The 21,655-nt window shown below is 74.3% G+C and carries 19 protein-coding genes; 1 reads left to right on the forward strand and 18 read right to left on the reverse strand.

What is annotated here, in order from left to right; translation table 11 throughout:
* Positions 1-61: 61 nt before the first annotated feature.
* The 10 genes from CLV72_RS17825 to CLV72_RS17870 all read right to left on the reverse strand — a co-directional run bounded on the left by CLV72_RS17825 (position 62) and on the right by CLV72_RS17870 (position 9,966).
* Positions 62-1,111, reverse strand: coding sequence for a GlxA family transcriptional regulator (locus CLV72_RS17825; protein WP_106247533.1), 1,050 nt, complete (start codon positions 1,109-1,111; stop codon positions 62-64).
* Between the two features lie 144 nt (positions 1,112-1,255).
* A complete protein-coding gene (locus tag CLV72_RS32275; RefSeq protein WP_170141016.1) occupies positions 1,256-1,507 on the reverse strand; it encodes a chaplin family protein in 252 nt (83 codons plus the stop codon).
* Positions 1,508-1,695: 188 nt separating this feature from the next.
* Positions 1,696-2,403, reverse strand: a complete 708-nt coding sequence (locus CLV72_RS17835; protein WP_106247538.1) for a response regulator — start codon at positions 2,401-2,403, stop codon at positions 1,696-1,698.
* Positions 2,404-2,578: 175 nt separating this feature from the next.
* Complete coding sequence (locus CLV72_RS33680) at positions 2,579-3,742, reverse strand: sensor histidine kinase (protein WP_106247541.1); 1,164 nt, start codon at positions 3,740-3,742, stop codon at positions 2,579-2,581.
* Positions 3,743-3,975: 233 nt separating this feature from the next.
* A complete protein-coding gene (locus tag CLV72_RS17845) occupies positions 3,976-5,277 on the reverse strand; it encodes a PH domain-containing protein (RefSeq protein ID WP_170141017.1) in 1,302 nt (433 codons plus the stop codon).
* Between the two features lie 1,712 nt (positions 5,278-6,989).
* The gene (locus tag CLV72_RS17850; protein ID WP_106247557.1) at positions 6,990-7,679 is read right to left on the reverse strand and encodes a PH domain-containing protein; all 690 of its coding nucleotides are present in this window, start codon (positions 7,677-7,679) and stop codon (positions 6,990-6,992) included.
* Between the two features lie 284 nt (positions 7,680-7,963).
* On the reverse strand, positions 7,964-8,443 hold the full coding sequence (locus tag CLV72_RS17855; protein WP_106247559.1) for a DUF3180 domain-containing protein: 480 nt from the start codon (positions 8,441-8,443) through the stop codon (positions 7,964-7,966).
* Positions 8,444-8,531: 88 nt separating this feature from the next.
* Positions 8,532-9,071: a 2-amino-4-hydroxy-6-hydroxymethyldihydropteridine diphosphokinase gene (gene folK, locus CLV72_RS17860; RefSeq protein WP_106247561.1), complete on the reverse strand. Its 540-nt coding sequence runs from the start codon at positions 9,069-9,071 to the stop codon at positions 8,532-8,534.
* A complete protein-coding gene (gene folB, locus CLV72_RS17865) occupies positions 9,068-9,463 on the reverse strand; it encodes a dihydroneopterin aldolase (RefSeq protein ID WP_106247564.1) in 396 nt (131 codons plus the stop codon). Before folB ends, folK begins: the two co-directional genes overlap by 4 nt.
* The gene (locus tag CLV72_RS17870; protein ID WP_106247566.1) at positions 9,460-9,966 is read right to left on the reverse strand and encodes a nuclear transport factor 2 family protein; all 507 of its coding nucleotides are present in this window, start codon (positions 9,964-9,966) and stop codon (positions 9,460-9,462) included. The genes folB and CLV72_RS17870 overlap by 4 nt, the downstream gene beginning before the upstream one ends.
* Before the next feature lie 527 nt (positions 9,967-10,493).
* On the opposite strand from CLV72_RS17870, the gene CLV72_RS17875 reads away from it, so the two are divergent.
* Positions 10,494-11,132 (forward strand): DUF6518 family protein, encoded by a 639-nt coding sequence (locus CLV72_RS17875; protein ID WP_106248410.1) that lies wholly within the window; start codon positions 10,494-10,496, stop codon positions 11,130-11,132.
* Positions 11,133-11,304: 172 nt separating this feature from the next.
* On the opposite strand, the gene folP is transcribed toward CLV72_RS17875, so the two are convergent.
* The 8 genes from folP to CLV72_RS17915 form a co-directional block, all read right to left on the reverse strand.
* The gene (folP, locus tag CLV72_RS17880) at positions 11,305-12,198 is read right to left on the reverse strand and encodes a dihydropteroate synthase (RefSeq protein WP_245930284.1); all 894 of its coding nucleotides are present in this window, start codon (positions 12,196-12,198) and stop codon (positions 11,305-11,307) included.
* A gap of 29 nt (positions 12,199-12,227) precedes the next feature.
* Positions 12,228-12,728: an NUDIX domain-containing protein gene (locus CLV72_RS17885; RefSeq protein ID WP_106247569.1), complete on the reverse strand. Its 501-nt coding sequence runs from the start codon at positions 12,726-12,728 to the stop codon at positions 12,228-12,230.
* 59 nt (positions 12,729-12,787) lie between these two features.
* Complete coding sequence (locus CLV72_RS17890; protein WP_281262426.1) at positions 12,788-15,289, reverse strand: lamin tail domain-containing protein; 2,502 nt, start codon at positions 15,287-15,289, stop codon at positions 12,788-12,790.
* Positions 15,290-15,484: 195 nt separating this feature from the next.
* On the reverse strand, positions 15,485-16,078 hold the full coding sequence (gene folE, locus CLV72_RS17895) for a GTP cyclohydrolase I FolE (protein ID WP_106247574.1): 594 nt from the start codon (positions 16,076-16,078) through the stop codon (positions 15,485-15,487).
* A complete protein-coding gene (gene ftsH / locus CLV72_RS17900; RefSeq protein ID WP_106247577.1) occupies positions 16,075-18,105 on the reverse strand; it encodes an ATP-dependent zinc metalloprotease FtsH in 2,031 nt (676 codons plus the stop codon). Before ftsH ends, folE begins: the two co-directional genes overlap by 4 nt.
* 377 nt (positions 18,106-18,482) lie before the next feature.
* A complete protein-coding gene (gene hpt / locus CLV72_RS17905; protein WP_106247579.1) occupies positions 18,483-19,037 on the reverse strand; it encodes a hypoxanthine phosphoribosyltransferase in 555 nt (184 codons plus the stop codon).
* Between the two features lie 127 nt (positions 19,038-19,164).
* Positions 19,165-20,139 carry a tRNA lysidine(34) synthetase TilS gene (gene tilS / locus CLV72_RS17910; protein ID WP_106248416.1) on the reverse strand — a complete coding sequence of 325 codons (975 nt, stop codon included), beginning with the start codon at positions 20,137-20,139 and terminating at the stop codon, positions 19,165-19,167.
* A gap of 40 nt (positions 20,140-20,179) precedes the next feature.
* Positions 20,180-21,292: a zinc-dependent metalloprotease gene (locus CLV72_RS17915; protein ID WP_106247581.1), complete on the reverse strand. Its 1,113-nt coding sequence runs from the start codon at positions 21,290-21,292 to the stop codon at positions 20,180-20,182.
* Positions 21,293-21,655 lie beyond the last annotated feature (363 nt).

Raw genomic sequence — 21,655 nt, forward strand, 5'->3', positions numbered from 1 at the left:
TGGCCGGCGGGCCGGCGCGGTGCCGGGCCGCCGCTGCTGCGGGGGCGTGCGGGATGGGGCGTCAGTGCGACGGCACCGCGGTGCGGGGCTGCTGTTCCGCGGAGCGGCCGTGCTGCTGTTCCGCGGAGCGGCTGTGCTGCTGTTCCGCAGAGCGGAAGCGTTCGCGGTAGGCGCCGGGCGGGATGCCGAGTTCGCGCAGGAAGGCGCGGCGCATCGTCTCGGCGGCGCCGAAACCGCAGTGCCGCGCCACCGCCTCGACGCTGTCCGCGCCGGACTCCAGCAGCGCGCGGGCCGCCTCCACCCGGGCGCGCTCGACGTAGCGGCCGGGCGTGGTGCCGACCGCGCGGGTGAACTTGCGGGCGAAGTGCCGCTCGCTGAGCGCGGTGCGCCGCGCCATGGCGGGCACCGAGAGGTCGGCCGAGGGGTTGGCGGCGATGTGGTCGAGCAGCGCGCCGAGGGTGGCGTCATCGGTCCTGCGCACCTGGGTCCACGCGCTGAACTGGGACTGGCCGCCGGGACGGCGCAGGTAGACGACCAGCCAGCGGCCGATCGTGCGCGCCACCTCGGCGCCGTGGTCCTCCTCGACCAGGGCGAGGGCCAGGTCGGTGCCCGAGGTGACCCCGGCGGCGGTGACGGTCGGACCGTCGCGGACGAAGATCGCGTCGGGTTCCACGGTCACCTTCGGATAGCGCGCGGCCAGGTCCGCGCAGGACGCCCAGTGGGTTGTGGCGCGCCGCCCGTCGAGCAGCCCGGCGGCGGCGAGCAGGAAGGCCCCGGTGCACACCGACGCCACCCGACGCGCCCCGGCGGCCAGCCGCCGCAGCTGCGCCAGCAGCTCCTCGTCGCCGATGCCGTCGGTGTAGCGCCGGCCGCCGACCACCAGCAGGGTGTGCGGCGGCTCGGCGACCGCGGCGAGGTCCCCGTCCACGCCGACCCGGACCCCCGACGATGAGGTGACCTCGCGTCCGCCGAGGGAGACGATCCGGACGCGGTAGCCGCCGGTCATGTTCGTGGCCCCGTCCAGCACCTCGACCGGCCCGGCCAGGTCGAGCAGCTGCATGCCGTCGTACACCACGATGACCACGTCGCGCGGTGCGGCCTTCGCCTCCATGCCGCAAGTATCCGGGTGCGCCGGCGATGGCGGCAATGACGGCCACCCCTCGGATCCTGCCATCGGCGGCTCCGGCCGCACACGCGGGCGGCGCCGGCCCCCGAGGGGACCGGCGCCGCGCGAATATGCCGCCGGCTACCGGCGTCAGTCGATGACCTGGACGGCGGTGGCGCTGCTGTCGGAGTCCGAGCAGTAGGCGCCGGCCGCGCCGAACAGGCCGAGGGAGTTGCAGGAGACGTTCACGGCGGTGTTGGTCGGGATGGAGATGTTGTTGCCGCTGAGGATGCCACCGTGTCCGGTGGTCTCAAGGTCGGCGCTGGCGGCACCGGCGCCGACGACGGTGAATCCGAGGGTGGCGAACACGACAGCACTGGTGGCGAGGGCCTTCTTGAGCACTGGTTCCCCTTTCGCACCGCCGGCTGGGGGGCCGGCGGCGGTGTGGCAGAAGTGGATCTCTGCTGCTTCTCGGAACAGTTCGGGTGCACCGGGTGCACCCGACAAGCTGGATACCCCTGCGAAATCTACGGCGAACCCGCCCCACCAGCGATAATTACAAAGAGATAGTAAAGTGACACGGAACGTAACTATCGATGTCCGGACTTCACCAGACCTGTCTCATAGGCCAGCACCACCGCCTGCACCCGGTCGCGCAGCCCCAGTTTGGCCAGGATCCGGCCCACGTGGGTCTTGACCGTCGCCTCCGACACCACCAGCTCCGCCGCGATCTCGCCATTGGACAGCCCCCGCGCCACCAGTACCAGCACCTCGCGCTCGCGCGCCGTCAACTCGGCCAGCCGTTCCGCCCCCTCCGGCTCCGGCGCGTCGAGGTGCGGTACGAAGCGGTCCAGCAGCCGCTTGGTCGTGCTCGGCGCGACAACGGCGTCGCCCGAGTGCACCGCGTGGATCGCGGTGACCAGCTCGGCCGGCGGCACGTCCTTCAGCAGGAAACCGCTCGCCCCGGCCCGCAGCGCCGCGAAGGCGTACTCGTCCAGATCGAAGGTGGTCAAGATGATCACCTTCGGAACCGGGCGCCCGGAGTCACCGCCCTGGCAGATCCGCCGCGTCGCCGCCACCCCGTCCATCCGCGGCATCCGCACATCCATCAGCACCACATCGGCCCGCGTCACATCCAGCAGCGCCAAGGCCGCCCCACCGTCACCGGCCTCCCCCACCACATCGATATCGGGCTGCGCGTCCAGCACCATGGTGAACCCGGTCCTGACCAACTCCTGGTCGTCCACGAGCACCACCCTGATCGGCCGCTCGGCACCCCGCGCCCCCGCCTCCGCCATGCTCCCGCTCCCTCACCGATCGACGTCCACACCATCCGCGACCCGGCACCTTGGCCCCACGGCCATGCTTTCGCATCCCGGCCCGGGCGGACGGCCCGCGCCGCGCATCGCGCTCCCGCCCGGGCGCACTCCGGCGCTGCCGCGCCGCCCGGCGCCCTCTCCTGCCCGCCGGGGCTCACCCCGGCGCCTCGGCGAGGGGCAGGGTCGCGCACACCTCGAAGCCGCCGCCGGGCAGCGGGCCCGTGCGCAGCTCGCCGCCGTACACCGCGACGCGCTCGCGCATCCCGATCAGGCCGTGGCCGCGCCCGTCGGCCGCGGCCGCCGCGCCCATGCCGTCGTCGACCACCCGGACGCGGACCGCGCCGTCGCCGTACTCCAGCCGGACCAGCGCGTGCGCGCCCGGGCCGCCGTGCTTGAGCGTGTTGGTCAGCGCCTCCTGCACCACCCGGTACACCACGATCTGGCGGCCCTGCGGGATCGGCACCGGCCGGCCGGTGCTCCCGGACTCCACCGGCAGCCCGGCCGCGCGGAACTGCTCGAGCAGCTCGTCGAGCTGGTCCAGTCCCGGCTGCGGGGCCAGTACGACGGCCGCGTCGGAGTCGCGCAGCACGCCGAGCAGCCGCCGCATCTCCACCAGCGCCTGCCGCCCGGTGGCCGCGATGGTCTCCACCGCCTGCTTGGCGCGTTCAGGCGCCGAGTCGATCATGTAGCCGGCGCCGTCGGCCTGCACCACCATCACGCTCACGTTGTGCGCGACCACGTCGTGCAGCTCCCGCGCGATCCTGGACCGCTCCTCGGCCACCGCGATCCGCGCCTGCTGGTCGCGCTCCGACTCCAGGCGCTCGGCACGCTCCTCCAGGCTGTCGTAGTACGCCCGGCGCATATTCGCGTAGAGCCCGCCGAGCAGCACGAGCAGGCACACCGCCGTGTTGAGCAGCATCTCCGCCAGCCACGGGGCGCCCAGCAGGAACAGCTGCGGCACGGCCCTGCCCACCGCGACCGCCGTCGCCCCCACCGCCCACGGCCAGCGGCGGTACTTCGCCACCGCGAACAGCGCCACGAACTGGCTGACCAGCGGGCTGAACGCGGCGACGTCCACGAACACCAGACCGGTCGCCATCGTGATCAGCACAAAGGTCCACACCGGATACCGCCGGCGCCACACCAGCGGCAGGCACGCCAGCGCCAGCCCCACCAGCGCCACCGCCGGCGCCCGCGACTCCCCCGCCAGCACCAGCACGCCGGTCGCCGCGGCCAGGCCGAACCACAGCGGCAGCACCCACACCACGTCGAGCACGACCCCGTGCCGCCGCCCCCACCGCCGCAGTCTGCCGAACACGAAGTCAGCCTAGGTTCGCCACCCCGCCCGCGGGTCAGCCCGCGGGCTGAACCCGCGTACGCGCAGGGTCGTAGCCGCCCACCGCGGCGGCAGCGGACCGAACGGCCCCGCCGCCTCGCCTCGGCCCGCGGTCGCACGCGCGGGCCGAGAACCGGGTCCGCAGCGGCGTCCGGGCCGCGGAACCGCCGTGGTCCTGACGGAACAGGGGCCATCCGCCCCCCACCGTCCGCCGGCTAACCCCGGATGCGGGTCGCCCAGCGTTCGGGGCCGACGGTCTCACGGCGGGCGCGTCCGGCGCGGGTGACGACCGCGTTGACGATGCCGCGCGCCTCCACCGGGTCACGGCCGGACGCTCGGACCTGCACGGGGCCCGGCGGGCTGTCGACGTACACCGTCGCAGTGCCGCGCAGCCGCTGCCACGGGCCGACGCTGAGCCGCACCAACTGGGCGCGGGCGTGCGCGATGACCTCGGTGGTGTGGCAGAACACGCCGCGCCGGGTGACGAACACCGTGTCGTCGATGCCCGCGGCGTCCACCGCGCCGGACGGGCGCGCCGCGCGGTGCAGCCGCACCTGCGACACCTCGGTGCCGGGGAAGAGCTGGTTCACCAGGCTGAGCGCGAGCCAGCGGGGCGCCACCGGGAGCAGCACCGACGACTCCATCTGCCGGTCGCCGACGTACCCGGCCACGTTCGCCTCCACCCGCGCGACCCCCATGGCCCGCCACAGCAGCGGCTCCACGATGCGGACGGCCTGCACTCGGCCGGGCGGCACCGTCTGCATCCGGCTGCGCACCAGCCCGTACCGCAGCCGCAGGCCGTCGGGGGAGATCGCGGCGCGGAAGGTCATGTACAGCAGCAGCGGCGACAGGAAGCCGCGGATCAGCCCGAGCAGCAGCGGCAGCATGCCGCCGAGGACGCCGGGCTCACCCACCCAGATCCCGGCCACGCCGAGCGCGATGAGCAGCGCGAACGCGGCCAGCACCGGCACCCGCAGCGCCATCGCGCCGATGAGCAGGCCGAAGGGCATCTGGTAGTAGTCGCGCTCGGGCGCGGCCGGGGTGCGCCCCGACAGCCCGGCGGCGCTGGCCAGCAGCGACGCGCGCAGCTGCTCGGCGGCCTTCCGGTTGAGGTAGCGGAAGCGGATCTCGCTGTCGTCGCCCCCGGCCAGCTGGAGCCGCAGCTCCGACAGGTCGAGCAGGTACATCAGCGGCGGCCTGACGATGTCCACGGCCTGCAACCGACTCAGCGGCACCTGCTGCGCGTGCCGCCGCAGCACGCCGCGCTCCAGCACCAGCGCGTCGTTGAAGACGCGGAAGCGCAGCCCCCACCAGCCGCCGAACGCGCCCAGCACCGCGACCCCGGTCACCGCCATCGTCAGCAGCGCGACGAAGGGCAGCCCGAAGTCCAGCAGCGTCACCCCGGCCACCGCCAGGAACACCCCGACGACCACCAGCACCCTCAGCGGCATGGTCGCCCAGTGCAGCCGGTGCACCCCGGTGGAGAAGTCGACCACGGGCTGCGGCGCCGGAACCACGGGCGCGTACCCCGGCCGCGCGAAGGGCGGATAGGCGTACCCGTACGGCGCCCCGTGCACCGGCCGCCCCGGCGCGGGATACCGCGCCGTCGCCCCCGGCCCGTAGGGCGCCGCGCCCATCCCGGGGTACCCGGGCCCGCCCGGCGGCCCCCCGGCAGGCGTCCCGCCGACCGGACGCGCCCCGCCGCCGGAGACATCAGGCGGCCGCCCTGGACGCATCGCCCCCGCGCGGGCCACGTCGGCCGACGCGCCCGGCGTCATCCCGTCGGCGTACCCGGTGTCGAGCGGCCCGCCATGACCGCTCAGAGCTGACGGGCCGCGCCAGGGCACATCGCCGGCGTCCGACGGCCCGCCCGGATCACCGTCCGCGCGCACGGATCCGCCCGCCGCGGACTCCGCCGGACCGGCCGACGCGCCCCCGTCCGACTCGCCAGAGCCCGCGTCCCCCAGCCCAGGCGCCGACGCCTCGGCCCACGACCGGACCGGGTCTGAATCCGCGGCCGGGCCACCGTCCGACGCTCCGCCCGGTGTCGCGGCGCCCGGCTCCGACTCCGGCGTCGACGGATCGCGCTCGCCGCCCACCGCCCCTCGCGGACCGGACACGGCGCTCCGGGCGGCGCCCGCCCCCGCGCCGGATGTGTCGTCCGGACGGTCGCCCGCACCAGAGAGCTCGCGTACAGCAGGCAGCCCTCGTCCGGATCCGCTTTCTTCCGGTCCGGCGCCGTCCTGGCGCGGCCCCGCAGAGCCACCCGGAACCGGCCCCTGCGGACCGGACGCGCCGCCCCGACCAGCGGCCGTCCCATCCGGCCCGGCCGCATCCCGCCGTTCATCCGCACGTTCCGCGGCGCCCGAGGCGTCGCCCGGCCCGACCGGGCGGCCGTCCGCGCCTCCGACCGGTGCCCCCTCGGAAGGCACGTCCCGGCCCGGCACCGGAGCCTGCGGTCCCGGCGCGGCGTACGGCCCGCTCCAGTGCTCTCCCGCGCCGTTGGGCCCAGGGGGCGGCGCCTGGTGAGCGTCGTACGGCCCAGAACCGGGCGGCTGCGCCGGGTGCCACGGCCCGGGCGCGGCCGGTGGGGCGCCCTCGGCGCCCGGGGTCGGCGCGAAGCGCGGGTCCCGGCCGTACGGGCCGGGCTGCGGGTACGGGCCGGGCGGCGGACCGCCCGCGTAGGGGGCGGGATACCGCCCCTGCCACGGGTCCGGGCGGCGGGCCCGTCCGGTCGCGGTGGCGAGCGGCACGCCTTCGGGCGGCAGCATGTCGGGGCCGCGCCACGGACGCTCGCCGCGGCTCGACGGGTACGGTGCGGTGTCGTCGGGGCCGCGCGGCGGCGCTCCGCCGCCGTACGGTGTGCGCGGGTCGCCACCGGACGCGTCCGGCCCGATCGGCGGCGCTCCGGCGGGCGGCACGAAGACCGGCCGCCCGCTGCCGCCCGGTTCGGACGCGCCCGCGAGGGGTCCCGGTGCCGCGCCCTGCGGCGGACCGGTTCCGTCCGCGATCACCGGCACTCCGGTCGGCGGCACGATGGCCGGACGCGCGCTCTCGCCGAACCACCCTGGACCGCGCTGCTCCGGTCGCGGCACGTCCACGTCGTCCGGACGCGACGGGCCGCCCTCCGCCGGGGCCCGCCCGCCGGAGTCCGGGCCGTGCCCCGGCCCTGTGTCGGGACCGTCCGGCTCAGGCTCGCCGTCGTGCGGGCGGTGGGCGTCGGACATGGTCACAGGCCCGTCGAGAAGGTCTCGCTGCGGGCGGTCAGCCGGTCGCGCAGCAGCACGGCCTCGTCGAGCGGCAGGCCGGGGATGCCGGCGTCGGTGGTGGCGGCGGCGGTGAACAGCCGGACGGTGGCCAGGCCCATCGCCTGTTCGAGCGGGTTGGTGATGACGTCGACGAACTGGACGCGCCCGTACGGGATGGCGACCAGCTGGCGGACGTACAGGCCGTGGGTGATGTAGAGGTCGCCTTCGCCCTCGGCGAAGCCCCAGGTCAGGTAGTCGCGCCGTACGGCGAACCAGCCGTAGGCGCAGGCGGCGACGGCCAGCAGCGGCGGTACCGCCCCCAGCGGCCAGCTGCCGGTGAGCAGCACGGCACCCGCCCCGGCCGCCAGCCCGGCCACTGCCGCGATCACCAGCAGCACCACCCGACGGTAGGTGACCAGCTCGGGCACCGGCCGCCGCCATGGCAGGCCCTCGGGCGGGCCGAAGGCGACGTCGAAGGGGTGCTGCCGCACGGATCCGGCGCTCTCGGGCTCCGACCGCCGCCGGGCGGCCGCCTCCTGGGCGGCCCGTTCGGCCTCGCGCTGGGCCAGGGGGCGGTCGTCGGGGACGAAGTTCGGACGCGCCGGACCGGAGGGGCCGCCCTGCGTGGCGCCGCTCTCCGGCTCCCGCTCGTTACCCGCCGAAATGTCCATGTTCCCCACGTGCCCAGTCAACCATGTGCCGTGCCGCCCACGCAGCGTGCCGTCAGCACGGCATGTCCGGCCGCGCCGTCGCCCGGGTGCACGCGCGCCGAACGCCGTCGCGGGCATGCGCCACGGGGGCGTCGCCGCGAACTCCGCACACCGAACCGCCGCTGTCTCAGCGGTTGTCGCCGCTGCCGCCCAGCACGCCGCGGCTCCGGCGTCCGGCCGCTTGACCAGATTGGCCCTCGCGAGAACGCCGGCCCGGACACGCACCAGCAGCCCCTCGACGTCCCTCAGGCGCGGCTGCGGCCGGGCCCGTTCTTCTCGTCGGGGTCCTCGGGCACCCGGCACGCGTACTCCAGCACGATGGCGCAGACCACCAGCGCCGCCGCCGACAGGGCGGTGGCGCCGCCCACGACGGCGTCATTGCGCATGCTCTCGGCGTGCAGCCGTTCCAGCATCGGCAGGGTGTAGCCCGCGAAACCTCCGGCCAGCACGGCGCCCAGCAGCGCGCTCGCCTTGGCCAGCGCCAGGTAGCGGGCGGCGCTGATCGGGTCGACGGGCTCCGCGCCCGGCTTGCGCTGGATGCGTGCGCGCAGATTGCGCGCCCCGGCCAGCTCCGCGGCCCCGAGCAGCAGCAGCGTCGGCACCATCGTCCACGGCAGCACCGGCAGCACGGAGGAGTACGACACCGACACCGCCCAGCCCGCGACCGCCGCCACCAGGGCGGCCAGCAGCAGGACCCGCCAGCGGGTGGGCTGGGGCTTCACCACAGGAGCCGTCCCTTTCGTCACCTCGCCGCGGCCGCTCCCCGGCCCGGCTCGAAGACCCGTGCGTACCAGGCGCCGGGCGCGGTACAGCCTAATCGGGCGGCTGCAGCGCCAGGTCGACCCGGAGCTGCATCCACTGGTCGCCCAGCCCGGCCAGCAACTCGGTGACGGCGCCGCGACCGGGCAGCTCGGCGTCGGGCTCGACGTCCAGCCACGGCCGCAGCACGAAGGCGCGCTCGTGCGCGCGGGGATGCGGGAGGGTCAGCACCTCGTCGTCGCGCCGCTCGGTGCCGACGGCGATCACGTCGATGTCCAGCGTGCGCGGCCCCCAGCGCACCTCGCGGGTGCGGTGGAAGGCGTCCTCCACCCCCTGCACCCGTTCGAGCAGTGTCAGCGAGGACAGCCCCGTGTCGGCGAGCACGACGACGTTCAGGAAGTTCTGCTGCCGCGGGCCGCCCACCGGTTCCGTCTCGTAGATCGGCGAGATGGCCACCACGTCGATCTCCGGGGCGTCGACCAGCGCGTCCAGCGCGCCCTGGATGTTGTCGAAGCGGTCGCCGAGGTTGCTGCCCAGCGAGAGCACGGCGCGCCGTGTGCTGCGGTGCGATCCCGAAGGGGTCGGGGTGGTCATGGGCGCCTCCGTTGGATCGTGACGGTCACGTCGTCGAACGGGTACGAGATGGGCGCCTGCGGTTTGTGCACCGTGACCTCTACCTCGCTGACCAGCGGCTCTATCAGGCAGACATCCGCCAGCCGCTGCGCGAGCGTCTCGATGAGCCGGACCGGCTCGCCGCCGACCACCGCCACCAGCCGGTCGGCCAGCTCGCCGTAGTGCACCGTGCGGCCGAGGTCGTCCTTCTCGGCCGCCGGGCGGGTGTCGACGCTGAGCACCACGTCCACCACGAAGTCCTGGCCGTCCCGGCGTTCGAACTCGTACACCCCGTGGCGTCCGCGGCAGCGCAGGCCGCGCAGGGCGATCCGGTCGGAACCGGTGCCGTGGCCCGATGGCCGGTCTTCGCTCACGGTTCCTCTACGTCCTCGTCTTCGTCGTCGGAAATGATCGGTGAGGAGTGGTGCAGCCACAGCCGCCAGCCGCTCTCTGTGCGCACGAACGCATTGGTGGCGGCGATCCTTCCCGTCGCCACGAATGCGTTGGAGTCCTCGGCTCCGGTGAGGATGTTCTCCTCGCAGCTGAGCACGGCGACATCGCCCCGCACACCGATGTTGTCCTCGGTCAGCACGAACTGGATGTAGGTGGTGTTCGCCATGATCAGCGCCCACGAGCGCAGGACGTCGGCGCGGCCGCGCAGCGGCATCCAGCCCGGGTGCACGCAGATGATGTCGGCCGCCTCGTCGGGCTGCGCCCACACCCGCTCCATCAGGTCCAGGTCGCCGCGCTCGATCGCCTCGTACAGGTCGGCATTGGCCCGCCGCACCGCCGCCACGTCGTCGGGGTCGCCCAGCGCTCTGCCCTGCCCCTTGTCGCCGCCGGGCGTCCAGCCGCCCGGCTCGGCTCGGTCGTTCATGCCGCCTCCCCCCGCGCTCGGGCGCCCGCGAGCGGCGCCCCCTCGGCCTGACGCACGCTCGGCGCGCCCGGCGCGCCCGACTCCGGCAGTACCGGCATCCATCCTCCACTCATCCGCCCCGGCGCATCACACCGGGCCAACGAAGCCGCCGCGACCGCCGCCCCCTTCGCGGCCATCGCGGGATCCCACTCTGGTACCCGGCGGCCCACCCTTCCACCCCAACGGCCCGGCCCGCTTCACCGCCGCACCGCCCACCGGGCGGCGGCAAGCCGTGACCTGGGCGGAGCGGGTCCGATGGCGCTGAGGCGGTACCTGACGGACGGCATGCGCCCGTCCCGTGACGGATCGGACCGCCATGCGCACAGCCCCCGGCCCCGCCTTCCACGCCTGACCGCGCGACCGGCCACCGCCGACTCCGGTGCGCACGGCGGCGGCATCCTGGGTCTCATGACCGATCATGTTCCATGCCGCTGAAGCGGCGCCCGAAGAGCAGCCCTTTCCCCGCCACCGCGACCGATCGGACCGCCATGCGCGCAGATTCCCGACCACCCGGCTCGCACCGCACCTGGCCTGCACCGCTGGCCATCGCCCTCGGCGCCGGTGCCGCGATCGGCTGCCTGACCTCCTACGCCCAGGGTCTGCTGCCCGACGGCCTCGCCCCGCTGGCCAACTCCGCCGGGTCGTGGAGCGCGATCGCCTTCCTGCTCGGGACCCTCTCCCGGCACGCGTGGGTCTGCGCGCTGATCGGCGTGCTGTCGCTGGCGGCCATGGTCGTCGGCTACGACATCGGCTCCATCCTGCGCGGTTACCAGCCCGCCATGGGCATGACGCTCTTCTGGCTGGCCGCCGCAGTAGTGGCCGGCCCGCCTCTGGGCCTCGGCGGACATGCCCTGCGCACCAGGTCCAGACTCACCCCCGCGGCGGTCGGCGCGATGAGCGGCGTGCTCATCGGCGAGGGCGGCTACGGCCTCAGCTTCATCGCCGCCACCACACCGCCCGCGTACTGGTGGTGCTCCATCGCCGCGGGCACCGCCCTGCTCGTGTGGGCGATCGCCCGGCGCTTCCCCGACCTCCGCTCCGCGACCGCGGCCACAGGCGTGACCGCCCTCGTCGCGATCGCGTTCGTCGCCGTGTATTCACTGAACCTGATCGGGCTGTTCACCTGACCCGGCCGCCACCCGCACCGCCGATCCGCACAACGGCCCCGTGGCGGCTCCGCCACGGCCACACGTGCTCGGGCGTGCGTGGCCCCGCCGCGTTCCGGACGTGCTCCGCCGACCCGCGTACCGGGTCCAAGGCGGACGCCTGCGCGACACCGGCCGCACCGGCCGTCGCCTCTCAGCGGGCGCCGCCGCGTCCCTCAATGCCCGCGCGCCAGGCTTCGGCCACTCGGACCGCGTCGGCATTGGGCCGCACCTCGTGCACGCGTACGCACCAGGCACCCGCGGCCGCGGCCAGCGCGGTGACGGCGACGGTGGCGTCGTCGGACTCGGCGAAGGGGCGCGGCTCCCCGGCGGCGTCGGCCAGCAGGCGGCCGAGGAAGCGCTTGCGGGAGCCGCCGATCAGCAGCGGTCGGCCCAGCGAACGGAGCTCGGCGAGGTGGGCGAGCAGGGTCCAGTTGTGCTCGGGCACGTCGGGCCGCTTCGCGAAGCCGAGGCCGGGGTCCAGCACGATCAGCTCGGGGTCCAGCCCTTCGTCGACGGCGGCCGCCATCCGCTGCGCCAGCTCGTCGCGGACCTCCCCGACCACATCGCCGTACACCGCCCGCGACTGCATGTCGTGGCTGTGCCCGCGCCAGTGCATCAGCACGTACGGGACGCGCGCCCTCGCCACCAGCCGTGGCATGGCCGGGTCGGACAGGCCGCCGCTGACGTCGTTCACCAGCCGCGCACCGGCGTCGATCGCGAACTGGGCCACCTCGGCGCGCATCGTGTCGACGCTCACCACCAGCCCCTCGGCGACCAGCGCGTGCACGACGGGCTTGACCCGGCGCAGCTCCTCCTCCAGCGGCACCCGCTGCGCGCCCGGCCGGGTGGACTCGCCGCCGACGTCGATGATGTCGGCGCCCTCCTCGGCCATCCGCACGCCGTGCCGGATCGCCGCCGTGGCGTCGAACCACGCACCCCCGTCGGAGAAGGAGTCGGGCGTTACGTTCACCACGCCCATCACCAGGCAGCGCCCCGGGTCGGGCAGCCCGGGCACGGACCCGCGCGGTGTGGTGCTCTCGATCATGCCCGTCAGCTTATGTTCTCCCGCCGCCGTCACCGACGGGCGGACGCCGGTCCGCCGCCCCGCCCGCTCAGCGGCCCGATGGCCTCCGCCCAGCGCTGGACGCTCCCGCGCACCTCCGGCGTCAGCCGCGCCGCCGCCAGCTCGCCGAAGGGCAGCCACCGGTACCCGGTGTGCTCGTCGGACAGCACGATCGGCTCCCCGTCGTAGCCGACGGAGAAGGTGAACTGGCGCGACCTCCGCCGCCCGCGCCTGGACAGGTAGTCGAACCAGGTGGCGAAGCCGGCGTCGCGGACCAGCGGCCGGTGCCAGCCGACCTCCTCCGCCAGCTCCCGCGCCAGCGCGGCCGGCAGCGTCTCACCCGGCTCCACCCCGCCGGAGGGGAACTCCTCGAACCCGGGATAGGAGCTGTCGTCCGCACGGCGGCGCAGCAGCAGCACCCGGTCCCCGTCATGCACGACGGCACCGACGGCGAAGGTCTCGACCCCCTCGCGGACGGCGTCGGCGAGCAGGCGGTCCGGATCGTCGTTCATGCCACGACGCTAGCCGGACCGGCAGTCCGACGCCGTCCGCCTCGACTCCGCGCCGCCCGCTACCCGGCCGGGCAGGGCGCCGCGGCGGCGCCGCCCTCGCAGCCGTAGTAGCGCCGGTCCTCGGTGCGGTCGAGCCCGGGGTGCCCGCTGAGCGGGCGGAAGCGCAGCAGCAGCGGATCGTGGTCGCTGACCTGGTCGTGGAAGTCGGCGTTGAGGTGCACCACGTCGAAGTCGACCCGGTGCGCGAGCGCGCCGCCCACCAGGATGTGGTCGAGCTGCTGCGAGTTGCCGTCGAAAACGTAGTTGTAGCGCTCTTCGACCGGCAGCGTGTCCGCCGAGTTCACCATGGCGCCGTCACCGGTGAAGGTCTGGAGCACCGGCGAGAACGGGAAGTCGTTCAGATCGCCGACCACCAGCACGTTCGCGTCCGGGTCGGCGGCCAGCAGCTCGTCCACGAAGCCGCGCACCAGCTCCGCCTGGGCGAGCCGCTGCACCTCCGAGGAGCGCTCCGGCGGCTGGAAGCGGCCGTGCAGCGGCTCGTCGCCGCCCTTGGACGCGAAGTGGTTGGCCACCACGAACACGTCCCGCCCCCGATAGCGGAACTGCGCCACCAGCGGCTTGCGGCTGGAGTCCCAGGCCGCGTCGGCCGGTGCGATCCGGCCCGGCGAGACGCTGAGCGCCGCCCCGCGCCGCCCGGCCACCACCTCCACGGGCGTGGTCGCGTCGCCCCCGGGCGCCGACACCAGGTCGACCTGCGCGGGGTCGTACAGGAAGACGTTGCGGATGTTGCCGCCCGGCTGGCCGCCGTCCTGGCCGTCCTGCGGGTCGATCCACGCCGATGCGTAGCGCGGCCCTCCGGCCGCCTCGATCGCGTCGAGGAACCGCGCCACGGTGCGCTCGGAGCCGACCACGCCGTCGTCGGTGGGCCCGGTGTCGTCCTGGATCTCCTCCAGCGCCACGATGTCGGGCGCGGCCAGATGGGTGACCAGGCCCTCGGCCAGCCGCTCGAACTTCGCCGCGTCGTCGTTCACGGACAGGTTCTCGACGTTGTACGTGGCCACCGAGAGGGCCCATTCCGGCTGCGCGGAAGCCACGTCGCGGGTCAGCCCGCCGTCGGCGACCTGGCCCAGCTCGGTGGCCATCAGGGTGTAGCCGCCGAAGCTGTCGTAGTACAGCGGCCCCGCCGTGGTGCCGGTCAGCCGGTCGCCCGTGTCGGCCTGCGGGAACGGCCGCTCCCCGAACGGGATCAGCGATTCGATCTTCAAGCGCCCGGTGTTGGGCCGGTCGTAGGAGCCGTAGTGCACCCCGCCCGCCGGGGTGGCCACCTCCTCGGGACGGGTGGTGACCCACAGCTCGTTGAACTCGGTGCTCGGCCCGACCAGTGGCACGTCGGCGACGCTCACCCGCATGCCCAGCCGGGACGCCCAGTAGTCCAGCGCGTAGCGGTCGGGCTCCAGCGGCAGCGCCGAGATGTCGCCGCCCGCCTCGGGGGCCAACTCGGCGGGCACCTCGTCCGGCCCGATCGCCTCGGCCTCCGGCAGCGCGTTGCCCGACGACAGCACCGTCCACACCGCACCGCCCAGCTGCGTGATCGCCTGGTTCGGCCCGTTGGCCGCACCCGGCCGGTACGCGCTGACCTGCCCGGACACCAGCACCTCGTCACCCACCGCCACCTGCGGCGTCGACTCGCCGGTGAACACGAACAGCCCCTCGCTGGTCCGCTCGTCGCCATCGCCCCGGACGTCCTGGAACCAGAAGCCGCGCCCGGACCCGAACCTGTTCACCGCCGTGACCACCCCGGGCACGCCCTCGACGCGCTCCCCGAGCAGCGGCGACACCCTGGTGGTGCCGGTCACGTCGTGCACGCGGTGCTCGCCGGGCTCCTCAGGACCGCCCGGCTCCCCGCCCCCGGGTCCCTCGCCCGCCGCGTTCACCGGCGTCGGCGCCCCGGCGGCGAAGTCGGCCGCGTTGTCGTCGGTATCGGCGACGGACGCCAGGTCGGCACCGCGCGCCGCCGAACGCGTATTGCTCAGCTCCGGCGCCGGCGTCCCCTCGTAGCGGCGCGCCGCCCCGTAGCCGACCAGGTCGACCACCCGGCCGTCGGCCGCACAGCTCGTCGGATCACCGCAGGTCAGCGCCTCGGCGCTGTTCACCAGCGCCACCGAGCCCTGGCTCGCCGACATCGCGACGGTCCCCGACGCGTCCGGCTCCGGCAGCGCCGTGGTGCCGCCGCTCCCCCGCGCCTGCGCCACCAGGTAGAAGCCGCCCGGCTCGATCGTCCCGGTCAGCTGCGTACGCCCCGACCAGGCCGCCCCGCCCGCCGACGCGTACTGCACCGACCACCCGTCCAACTCAACCGGCGCGTCACCGAGATTGGCCAGCTCGACGAAGTCCTGCGTCAGCTCGGCCCCGGCGTTGCCGCCCCCGCCGTACACCTCGGACACCACCACGGTCTCCGACACCGCCTGCGCCGGCACCGCCGGCACCGCGACCAGCCCGGCCGAGACCGCCACCGCCGCACACGCGCCGACCCACCGCCGGCACCGGGACAAGAGCCTCACACGTTCCTCCCACGTCAGGTGAGACTCAGATCCTCTCCACCTCCCATGAACAGCGGAAGACCTGTGCGGAACCTACGCCCAATCGTTCTCGACCGAGTCACCCGGACCGCGTGACAGCGGGTGAGGCCGCTCACCGCCGTCCGACGGCGGCCGGTCGTACGCACCCATGGGCGGCCTCCGGGCGGGAGGGGGAGGCTACCGCGGTCCCAGGATGAGGCTCATCGCCTCGTGGCGGGTGGGTTCGTGGTCGCGGAAGCTGCCGCGGACGGCCGAGGTGACGGTCTTGGCGCCCGGCTTGCGGACGCCGCGCATGGTCATGCAGAGGTGTTCGGCCTCGATGACGACGATGACGCCGGCGGGCTGGATGTGGGCCATCAGGGCGTCGGCGATCTGGCTGGTGAGGCGTTCTTGGACCTGGGGGCGGCGGGCGAAGACGTCGACCAGGCGGGCGAGCTTGGACAGGCCGGTGACCTGGCCCTTCTCGTTGGGGATGTAGCCGACGTGGGCGGAGCCGTAGAAGGGCACCAGGTGGTGCTCGCAGCTGGACACCATTTCGATGTCCTTGACGAGCACCATCTCCTGGTGGTCGATGTCGAAGACGGTGCTGAGCACTTCGGCGGGGTCCTGGCCGAGGCCGGCGAACTGCTCGGCGTAGGCGCGGGCGACCCGGGCCGGGGTGTCGCGCAGACCGTCGCGATCCGGGTCCTCGCCGATGGCGAGCAGGATCTCCCGGATCGCGCGCTCGATTCGCGGGTGGTCGACGTCGAGCGGCCGCGAGAACTCCGTCACGCACCGTCCTCGGGGTCGGGGTCGGCCGCGTCGCGGCGGGCCTCACTCGGCGGCGGGGTGGACGGGCCGCTGCCGTTGGTGGAGCCGCGGGTCAGCTCCTCGACGTCCTTCGGGCCCATCAGCGCCAACTCCTTGGGGGAGAGCACCGGCGGGCGGTCGGACGGGATCCGCTTGCCGTAGCCGGTGTAGCCGCCCAGGGAGGTGCGCTTGCGCACGGGGGCGAAGACCTCCAGGACCTCGTCCTTGGAGAGGGTCTCCTTGTCGAGCAGCCGCAGCACCAGGTCGTCCAGCACGTCGCGGTACTCGACCAGCACCTCCCACGCCTGGTCGTGCGCGGCCTCGATCAGCCGGCGGACCTCGCCGTCGATGACGGAGGCGATCTCCTCGGAGTAGTCGCGGCTGTGCGACATCTCCCGGCCGAGGAAGGGCTCGCCGCCGCCGTCGCCGAACTTGCGCGCGCCCAGCCGCTCGCTCATGCCGTGCTCGGTGATCATGCTGCGGGCGAGCGCGGTCGCCTTCTCGATGTCGTTGGCGGCGCCGGTGGTCGGCTCGTGGAAGACCAGTTCCTCGGCGGCCCGGCCGCCCAGCAGCATGGCCAGCTGGTCGGTCATCTCCGAGCGGGTGGTGAGGAACTTGTCCTCCATCGGGAGGGTCATCGTGTACCCCAGCGCCCGGCCGCGCGGCAGGATGGTGACCTTGTGCACGGGGTCGGAATTGGGCAGCGCGTGCGCGACGAGGGCGTGGCCGCCCTCGTGGTAGGCGATCCGCTTCTTTTCCCGCTCCGACATGGCGCGGGTCTTGCGCTCGGGTCCGGCCATCACCCGGTCGATGGCCTCCTCCAGGGTGGCCATGTCGATCAGCTTGCGGTCGCCGCGTGCGGTGAGCAGGGCCGCCTCGTTGATGACGTTGGCGAGGTCGGCGCCGGTGAAGCCGGGGGTGCGGCGGGCGATGACGTCGAGGTCGACGCCCTCCTCCATCGGCTTGCCGCGCGCGTGCACCCCGAGGATGCCCTTGCGGCCCTCCAGGTCGGGGCGGTCGACCACGATCTGGCGGTCGAAGCGGCCCGGACGCAGCAGCGCGGGGTCGAGGATGTCGGGCCGGTTGGTGGCCGCGATCAGGATGACGCCGCCCTTGACGTCGAAGCCGTCCATCTCGACCAGCAGCTGGTTCAGCGTCTGCTCGCGCTCGTCGTGGCCGCCGCCGAGGCCCGCGCCGCGGTGCCGGCCGACGGCGTCGATCTCGTCGACGAAGATGATCGCGGGCGCGTTCGCCTTGGCCTGCTCGAAGAGGTCGCGCACCCGGGAGGCGCCGACGCCGACGAACATCTCCACGAAGTCGGAGCCGGAGATGGAGTAGAAGGGCACGCCCGCCTCACCGGCCACCGCACGGGCCAGCAGGGTCTTGCCGGTTCCCGGCGGGCCGTACAGCAGCACGCCCTTGGGGATCTTGGCGCCGATGGCCTGGAACTTGGCGGGGGTCTCCAGGAACTCCTTGATCTCGTGCAGCTCCTCGATGGCCTCCTGGGAGCCGGCCACGTCGGCGAAGGTGGTCTTCGGGGTGTCCTTGCTGATGAGCTTGGCCTTGGACTTGCCGAAGTTCATCACCCGGGAGCCGCCACCCTGCATCTGGTTCAGGATGAACAGGAAGATCAGCACGAGGATGACGATCGGCAGCAGGCCGAACAGGAACTGCAGGAAGACGCTCTCCTGCGGCACCTCGACGGTGTAGTTGTCGACGGTGCCGGCGTCGACCTGCTCCTGGAGCTGGTCGGCCAGCTGCAGGCCCTGCCCGGACACCCACGACGCCTGGTAGCTCTCGCCGTCGTCGGTGGTGATCTCGATCCGCTGGTCCCTGTCCGTGATCCGGGCGTCGCGGACCTCGCCGTCGGCGATCATCGCGTTGATCTCGGAGATGTCCGCCGGCTGGTGGGAATCCTGGCCGCCGACGAGGTTCATCGCGACGATGATCAGCAGACCGATCGCGACGATCCATAGAAACGGACCACGATAAATGCGCTTGAAGTCCATCGATGCGGAACCCCGGTAGGGCCCGTCCCCTCCTGACCAGCGGTCCGCCCGCCGCGATCCTGACGGAGCTGCGGAGCGGGACCTATCGGATACGTCTTGCCGGCACGGGTGCCGGGATAATCGACGGTACACCGCGGCAGCCGTTTTCCCCACTGGGAGCCCGACGGCCGGGCGCGAAGCCCGCCGTAGCGTCAACGGTCGGCGCCCGGGGCCTTGTTCCCGGCGGGCGGCGCGGCCGCCCGCACGGCGTGTCGCCGCCGCTGGAAGGCGCCGGTCCGCCGCTCGTGGCGGGCCGGGGCGCCGCCGCCGCTCAGCCGGAGCGGCGCCGCGCTCCGATCGTACCTGCCGCGCCTGTGAGGGGTCTCACCCTCCGGGCGCTAGCTGCTGTAGACGTGCGGGGCGAGGGTGCCGACGAAGGGCAGGTTCCGGTACTTCTCGGCGTAGTCCAGGCCGTAGCCGACGACGAACTCGTTGGGGATGTCGAAGCCGACGTAGCGCACGTCCAGCTCGATGCGCTGCGCCGCGGGCTTGCGCAGCATCGCGCAGACCTCCACGCTGGCCGGGCCGCGGGACTTCAGGTTGCCCAGCAGCCACGACAGGGTCAGCCCGGAGTCGACGATGTCCTCGACCACCAGGACGTGGCGGCCCTCGAGGTCGGTGTCGAGGTCCTTGAGGATGCGCACCACGCCCGAGGACTTCGTGCCGGAGCCGTAGGAGGAGATGGCCATCCAGTCCATCTCGGCGGGGGTGTGCAGGGCCCGGGCGAGGTCGGCCATCACCATGATCGCGCCCTTGAGCACGCCGACCAGCAGCAGCTCCTTGCCCGCGTAGTCGGCGTCGACGGCCTTGGCCAGCTCCTTGGTCTTCTCCCGCAACTGCTCTTCTGAGATCAGTACACGGTCCAGATCACGACCGAGATCGCCTGCGTCCACGGGTCCCCTTGCTCTGTTCTCTGCCGGCACCGGTTCTCTGACGGCACCGTCGGTAGCGGATCAACCAGCCGATACATCAGCTTGGCACAAGCCCGGCCGGGGCGTGTCGGTGGGTCGGGCGCCGCGATCACCGGCCCGGCGGCGCGGTGGTGGGGCCGAACACCAGGCGTCCGCCGGTCCGGCGGCCGGACAGCCCGCCGGGCAGGTCGGCGCCGGCCTGGCCGCGCCAGGCGGTGACCAGGGCGTCGAGCGCGTCGACGTGCACGGCGGCCAGCGTGCCGGCCGGGCTGCCCGCCTGGATCGCGGCGGCCCGCAGCACGCGGGTGCGCACCGCACGCGGCAGCGCGGCGAGGCGGGCGGTGTCCAGGCCGGGGCCGCCGGCCGACGCCTCGGCCAGGGCGTCGCGGGCGAGGGCGTCCAGCGCGTCGGCGTCGTCGCGCAGCCGGCGGGCGGTGCGGGCCAGCGCGGCCGCGATCCCGGGGCCCAGGGCGCGCTCCATCGCGGGCAGCAGTTCGTGCCGGACCCGGACCCTGGTATAGCCGGGGTCGGTGTTGTGGGGGTCCTCCCAGGGGGTGAGGCCCATCTGGGCGCAGGCCCGGCGCACGGCGGCGCGCTCCAGGTCCAGCAGCGGCCTGCGGTAGCGGCCCGCCACCGGCGCCATCCCGGCCAGGGAGCGCGCTCCCGACCCCCTGGCCAGCCCGAGCAGCACCGTCTCGGCCTGGTCGTCGCGGGTGTGCCCGAGCAGGACGGCGGCGGCGCCGTGCCGCTGGGCGGCGGCGTCCAGGGCGGCGTAGCGGGCGGTGCGGGCGGCCGCCTCAGGGCCGCCCTCGGTGCCGACGGCGACCGTCAGCACCTCCACCGGCGCCAGGCCGAGCGCGCGGAGCGTGTCGGCGACGGTCGCGGCCCGCTCGGCCGAGCCGGCCTGCAGGCCGTGGTCGACGGTGACGCCTCCGGCGCGCAGGCCGAGCCGGGGCGCCGTGAAGGCGAGCGCCCCGGCCAGGGCCAGCGAGTCGGCGCCGCCGCTGCACGCGGCCAGCACGAGGGTGCCCGGCGGGCCGAGGGGCGGCTCCTGCAGCCACCGCCGCAGCTCTCGGCGCACCATGGCGACGTCGACGGGCGGTCCCACGCGGGTGCCCGCGCCCTCAGGCGTTGGCGGCGGGCAGCTCTCCGGCCGGGCCGATGACGCGGGCCACCCACCGGTGCGGCTGCTGGATCTCCTCGCGGCTGGGCAGGGTGGCGGGCGACGACCAGACCTGGTTGAAGCCGTCCATGCCCGCGGCCGCGACGACGTGGCGGACGAAGGCGGCGCCCTCGGCGTACTGCTTCATCTTGAGGTCGACGCCGAGCAGCTGGCGGATGGCCCGGTCGAAGCGGGTGGTGGCCTGGCGGCGCTGCTGGAAGCGGGCCCTGATGGTGGCGACGGTGGGGACCACGCCGGGGCCGACGGCGTCCATGACGTAGTCGCCGTGCCCCTCGACCAGGGACATCACCGCGGTGAGCCGGTCGAGGATCTCGCGCTGGGCCGGCGACTGGATGGCCGTGATCAGGTTGGAGCCGGAGTCGCCCTCGCCGCGGACGGCGTCGGCGACCGTGTCGGTGATGTCGCGGAGGCGGTCCATGAAGGCGGCCGGGTCCAGGTCGGAGGCGAGGATGAACTCGCCCATCTGCTCCTGGACGTAGGGGCGCAGCCACGGGACGGCGGTGAACTGGGTGCGGTGGGTCTCCTCGTGCAGGCAGACCCAGAGCCGGAAGTCGTGCGGGTCGACCTTGAGGTCGCGCTCCACCATGACGATGTTGGGCGCCACCAGGGTGAGGCGGCCGGTCGGCGCCTTGCCGTCGGGGTCGGGCGGCAGGAACAGCTCGTACTGGCCGAGCACGCGGCCCGACAGGTAGGCGAGCACCCCGCCCAGCTGCACGCCGGTGACGCGCGAGCCGACGGAGGCGGCGAAGGAGGTCAGCGCGTTGGGCGCGGAGTCGCCGCGGTTTCCCTGCATCCGCTTGAGCAGCGGTTCGAGCACGACGCGGAAGCCCTCGACATTGGCCCTGATCCAGCCCGGCCGGTCGACGATCTCGGCGGAGCCGGCCTCCTCCAGGCTCTCCATCCGGGTGAACTCCCGGACGTGGCGCTGGGCGGTGACGGACAGTTCGCGCAGCTCGCGCACTGCCTGGCGTGCGTCGGCGAGACTGACCTGGGGTCCGGGCCGCGCCAGCCGCACTCCGGTGGCAACGGCGAGATCCCAGTCGATGGTCTGCATGTCACTCACGCCCTCACCGTATGCCCTTCTGGGTCCGACTGCCCGCGTGGCCGTCCCTGGCTCCGCCCCTAAGGGACCGGACGCCGCCACGGCCCGCTCCGGCGGCACCGCCCGCAAGGACGGGCCGGGCCCGCGCGCCGGCGCCCCCTCGGTGACCCGGCCGCGCCGGAGCTGATCCGGGGATTCCTTACCCCGTGCGTTATGGCTAACGCGCGGGCCCTGCGGATAGTTCTCGCCCGCGCGACGGTGCGCTCCGAACGCCGGGCCACCGTCGACGGACGGGCCGAACGGACGGAGCCCCACCTGGACGGACGGGCCCGAACGGGCGGAGCCGCGCTCAGCGGACCGGCACGCCCCGCGTCA

The organism is Allonocardiopsis opalescens (assembly GCF_003002095.1).
Taxonomy (GTDB): Bacteria; Actinomycetota; Actinomycetes; order Streptosporangiales; family Streptosporangiaceae; genus Allonocardiopsis; species Allonocardiopsis opalescens.

What these genes read in the sequence shown, in the direction of transcription:
- CLV72_RS17825 (WP_106247533.1), bottom strand. Translation starts at nt 1,111, where the DNA reads ATGGAGGCGAAGGCCGCACCGCGCGACGTGGTCATCGTGGTGTACGAC.
- CLV72_RS17835 (WP_106247538.1), bottom strand. Translation starts at nt 2,403, where the DNA reads ATGGCGGAGGCGGGGGCGCGGGGTGCCGAGCGGCCGATCAGGGTGGTG.
- CLV72_RS17850 (WP_106247557.1), bottom strand. Translation starts at nt 7,679, where the DNA reads ATGGACATTTCGGCGGGTAACGAGCGGGAGCCGGAGAGCGGCGCCACG.
- folK (WP_106247561.1), bottom strand. Translation starts at nt 9,071, where the DNA reads ATGACCACCCCGACCCCTTCGGGATCGCACCGCAGCACACGGCGCGCC.
- CLV72_RS17870 (WP_106247566.1), bottom strand. Translation starts at nt 9,966, where the DNA reads ATGAACGACCGAGCCGAGCCGGGCGGCTGGACGCCCGGCGGCGACAAG.
- CLV72_RS17875 (WP_106248410.1), top strand. Translation starts at nt 10,494, where the DNA reads ATGCGCGCAGATTCCCGACCACCCGGCTCGCACCGCACCTGGCCTGCA.
- folP (WP_245930284.1), bottom strand. Translation starts at nt 12,198, where the DNA reads ATGATCGAGAGCACCACACCGCGCGGGTCCGTGCCCGGGCTGCCCGAC.
- CLV72_RS17885 (WP_106247569.1), bottom strand. Translation starts at nt 12,728, where the DNA reads ATGAACGACGATCCGGACCGCCTGCTCGCCGACGCCGTCCGCGAGGGG.
- ftsH (WP_106247577.1), bottom strand. Translation starts at nt 18,105, where the DNA reads ATGGACTTCAAGCGCATTTATCGTGGTCCGTTTCTATGGATCGTCGCG.
- tilS (WP_106248416.1), bottom strand. Translation starts at nt 20,139, where the DNA reads ATGGTGCGCCGAGAGCTGCGGCGGTGGCTGCAGGAGCCGCCCCTCGGC.
- CLV72_RS17915 (WP_106247581.1), bottom strand. Translation starts at nt 21,292, where the DNA reads ATGCAGACCATCGACTGGGATCTCGCCGTTGCCACCGGAGTGCGGCTG.